Genomic DNA, 3700 nt, shown 5'->3' with positions numbered 1-3700 from the left:
TGGCACGTGAAAGACGGTTGTTTTCAGAAGAGTTTAAGCGCGAAGCAGTCAAGCTGGTAGGCCAGCCTGGCGCGAGCGAGGCGGCGATAGCCCGTGACCTTGGTATCGGCGCCAATTTGTTGGGACGGTGGTGCAGAGATGCCAACGTCGATGCGGAGGTCGCGGTTGGACGCTAGAAGGTGTCGGCCCAAGAGTATGAGCGCATGCGGCGCGAGCTGGCAAAGGTCAAGACGGAGCGCGACATATTAAAAAAAGCGCTCGGCTACTTCGCAGCCGACCTCAAGTGAAGTACGGCTTCATCGCCAAATATTGAGCCATCTGGCCAACACGAACAATGTGCCGTCTGCTCGGCGTATCGAGCAGTGGTTTTTACGACTGGCTCGGGCGGCCAATAAGTTCGCATGAGCGCGAGAATGGCCAGCTCCTAAAGGCAATCAAGCACAGCCACGAAGCCAGCGATGGCACATACGGTTCGCCGCGCGTAGTGCGAGACCTTATCGACGCTGGTTTTTCCTGCAGCGAGAACCGAGTGGCGCGACTGATGAAAGCGGCCGGCATCAAGGCACGTCACAAGCGGCGCCGGGCACCAGGCCAGCTTGACTCACCAGTCCATGCCATCGCACCGAACTTGCTGGACCGGCAGTTTGAAGCGACAGGCTCGAATCAGAAATGGGCGGCCGACTTTACCTACGTGTGGACTGGCGAAGGCTGGCTGTTTGTTGCTGTCGTCCTGGACCTGTACTCGCGGCGCGTAGTGGGCTGGTTAATGCAACCGACGATGACCGCGCAGTTGGTGATGGATGCCTTGCTGATGGCCATCTTCCGCCGTGGCCGGCCTCGCGCTGTGCTGCATCACTCGGACAGTAAGAATGTCCGTACCAGCTATTCCTGGGCGAACTGATCCTTGTAGCATAGATCGACCAGCGAAGACCTGGTGCCGTGTAGCGTTCTGGGCAACCTGACCCGCACTCTGATCGACAAACTATTGTCTTCCCCTGGACCTGTCGGTTGCCCAGCAACGTTGGCGGCGAGGTTTCGCCTCGTCGATACATGTGACCCAAGAAGGGCCTGACGCTCTGTCGCTTTACTGTCTTGTCCAAGTATTCGTTGTGGCGGAATCGCTAACCTATATTGAGGAGCGAGGCCATGGATGAGCAACGGCTTGTTGTCGGTGGTGTGGACACCCACAAAGACATGCATTTCGCGGCGGTAGTAGATGAGCAGGATCACGTTCTAGGCAACCAGTGTTTCCCGAGCACTCGCCACGGGTACAAACAGATGTTGGCTTGGCTCCGTTCGTTTGGCGAGCTCGCTCGCATTGGCGTGGAATGCACGGGAACCTACGGCGCTGGTTTGCTTCGTTACCTCCAGAAGGCCGGCGTGACCGTGCTGGAGGTGACTGCGCCGGATAAGCATGATCGACGCAAGCGAGGTAAAGACGATACGATCGATGCTGAAAATGCCGCCCACGCAGCATTGGCCCAGGTACGAACCGTTACGCCCAAGACGCGGGATGGCATGGTCGAGTCGCTGCGTGTACTCAAGGCCTGTCGCAAGACTGCAGTCGCCGCGCGCCGCGTTGCCCTGCAGCTCATCCAGAACAACATCATTAGCGCACCAGACGAGCTGCGAGAATCGTTGCGTACGCTTACCCGTATGCAGCTCATCCGGACGCTTGCGGCATGGCGCCCAGACCTGTCCGACTATCGAAATTTGACGTCGGCGTATCGTATTGCTCTCAAATCGTTGGCTCGGCGCTATCTTGAGCTGCACGATGAGATCGCTGACCTGGACGCCATGATCGCCGCACTCGTCGACGAACTCGCTCCAGAACTCATTGCACAAAACTCTATTGGGTACGAATCGGCGTCTCAGCTATTGCTGACGGCAGGCGATAACAGCGGGCGACTGCACTCTGAATCAAGCTTCGCCGCTCTATGTGGCGTCAGCCCGGTACCCGCTTCTTCGGGAAAGGTATCGAGGCACCGCTTGAACCGTGGAGGCGACAGAGCCGCGAACAGCGCACTGCATATCATTGCCATCGGCCGCTTGCGAACCGATCCGCGTACGCAGGCATACGTGACCAAGCGGCTCAATGAAGGACACTCCAAGCTTGAGGCTATTCGCTGTCTCAAACGCTACATCGCTCGCGAAGTCTTCTACATCATTCAACGGCGGCACCGTGAGATAAACGCGACCAAAATCGCCACTTGACACATAGAAGGGCGTCCAAGGTTCCCAATACACGAGTGAGGACTTTCAGCGTCTACTTGAATCACACGGCATCGTTTGCAGCATGAGCCGTCGCGGCAACTGCTGGGACAACGCTGCAATGGAAAGCTTCTTCTCGACGCTCAAGACTGAGCGCCTGAGCAAAAAGCATTACCGAACCAGGGATGATTTACGCGCAGACGTGTTCGACTACATAGAAAGGTTCTACAATCCACGCCGGCGTCATTCCACTATCGGCTATCTCAGCCCGGTACAATTTGAAAATCTAAAATGCGCCTAACGGAAATGTCCGTGACGATGGGGGAAGGCCAGTCATTGATATTATCTAGATTTCTCGTATGCTTAACCCCACTCGCGCATAGGTTGCAAAACTGGTTCAATGTGATCAACGGCACCAGACAAAAGGGTCATATGTTTTGCACGTGGCCCTTTTTCTTTGATTGGGCCGGGCGTGATCCGCGGTGCATAAAATGGCGCATCCAGTTTTCATTTGGCAAATTTTTTCTTGAAGCGTGGTGTAATGCGAAGACGCATTCCCTTTTTCTGAAGAACCATGGCCCATCGGACTCTCGGCTTTGCAGCGTTCTTCCTGGCGGGCCTGTGCCAGGCCCAGACCGTCTACAAGGTCGTCGGACCAGACGGGAAAATCGGCTATACGGACCGGCCGCCGCCACCGTCGGCGCAGACGGTCGTCACGACGCTCGGCCGCGCGGCGCCCCAAGACGACGGACCTGCCCGGGCCGCCACCCAGTGGGCAGTGGAGGCATCGCTGCGGGTCTATTACAAGCAGATCATCGTGCACTCGGCCAAGCGCCTGTGCGGCATGCTCGCCAGCAACAACTTTACTGGCGCCAAGGATGCCGCGGCCGCCGCCACGCGCGCGGCATCGGTCTGGGAAGAACGCCACGCCGCACTGACCCGGAAGAAGATTGTCGTGGTCCATGATGCGCTGACGGAGGCGAAGCTCAACGCCATCGCCGACGACGCCAAGCGCCAGAACGAGCCTTATGTCATGAGGCTGAGCGTTGCGCCGATAGCGGAACGGGTGGCATGGTGCAAGGCAATGCCGACCACGCTGACAATGCCGGAATTCGACCTGGCTGGCGACGCACGGGTGGTGCGCGCCATCATGGACTACGTGCCCAGGAAATAGCGTGCGCAGCCAGCGGCAGCGTCGGCTCGGGCCGCATCCGCAGCCTTCCTGTCATCCATGAAATCCATAAATCATTGTCCTGGAAAACCTGATATAGCCTGTGTGGAACGCAGCGCGCCGCCGTGCCAGAGACGGATGCTCCGGCTCTGTTAGCCAACGCACGGTCCAGCCGGCGGGGTTATTGTATTTTTTGTATCGCGACGCAGTGTCTGCTACTGCGCGTATTTTCCGGACCGCCACAGGCGACCGCTCACGCAGCGACGACACAAGGCCCGCGCTACAGTGAACTTTTTGTGCTGGCTATGGGTCACATCA

Annotated in this window: 4 protein-coding genes and 1 pseudogene; all 5 read left to right on the top strand. The window is 57.9% G+C overall.

Annotation, left to right across the window (positions count from 1 at the left end; all coding sequences use genetic code 11):
- Positions 1–17 precede the first annotated feature (17 nt).
- The 5 genes and pseudogenes from LCI23_RS20700 (at position 18) to LCI23_RS15210 (ending at position 3385) form a co-directional block, all read left to right on the top strand.
- Positions 18–176 (top strand): transposase, encoded by a 159-nt coding sequence (locus tag LCI23_RS20700; protein ID WP_224947299.1) that lies wholly within the window; start codon positions 18–20, stop codon positions 174–176.
- Positions 177–316: 140 nt separating this feature from the next.
- Positions 317–901 carry an IS3 family transposase gene (locus tag LCI23_RS15225; RefSeq protein WP_374041179.1) on the top strand — a complete coding sequence of 195 codons (585 nt, stop codon included), beginning with the start codon at positions 317–319 and terminating at the stop codon, positions 899–901.
- A 245-nt stretch (positions 902–1146) separates the two neighbouring features.
- Positions 1147–2214 carry an IS110 family transposase gene (locus LCI23_RS15220; RefSeq protein WP_224947297.1) on the top strand — a complete coding sequence of 356 codons (1068 nt, stop codon included), beginning with the start codon at positions 1147–1149 and terminating at the stop codon, positions 2212–2214.
- A gap of 16 nt (positions 2215–2230) precedes the next feature.
- A pseudogene (locus LCI23_RS15215) lies at positions 2231–2512 on the top strand (IS3 family transposase); the annotation flags it as partial.
- A 273-nt stretch (positions 2513–2785) separates the two neighbouring features.
- Entirely contained in the window at positions 2786–3385 is a 600-nt protein-coding gene (locus tag LCI23_RS15210) for a DUF4124 domain-containing protein (protein WP_224947296.1), read from the top strand.
- Positions 3386–3700 lie beyond the last annotated feature (315 nt).

It is taken from the genome of Massilia sp. MS-15, assembly GCF_020176695.1.
GTDB classification, from domain to species: domain Bacteria; phylum Pseudomonadota; class Gammaproteobacteria; order Burkholderiales; family Burkholderiaceae_D; genus Telluria; species Telluria hydrophila.
Note: the sequence above shows the minus strand (reverse complement) of the source record. Positions and strands in the feature narration are given on the sequence as shown.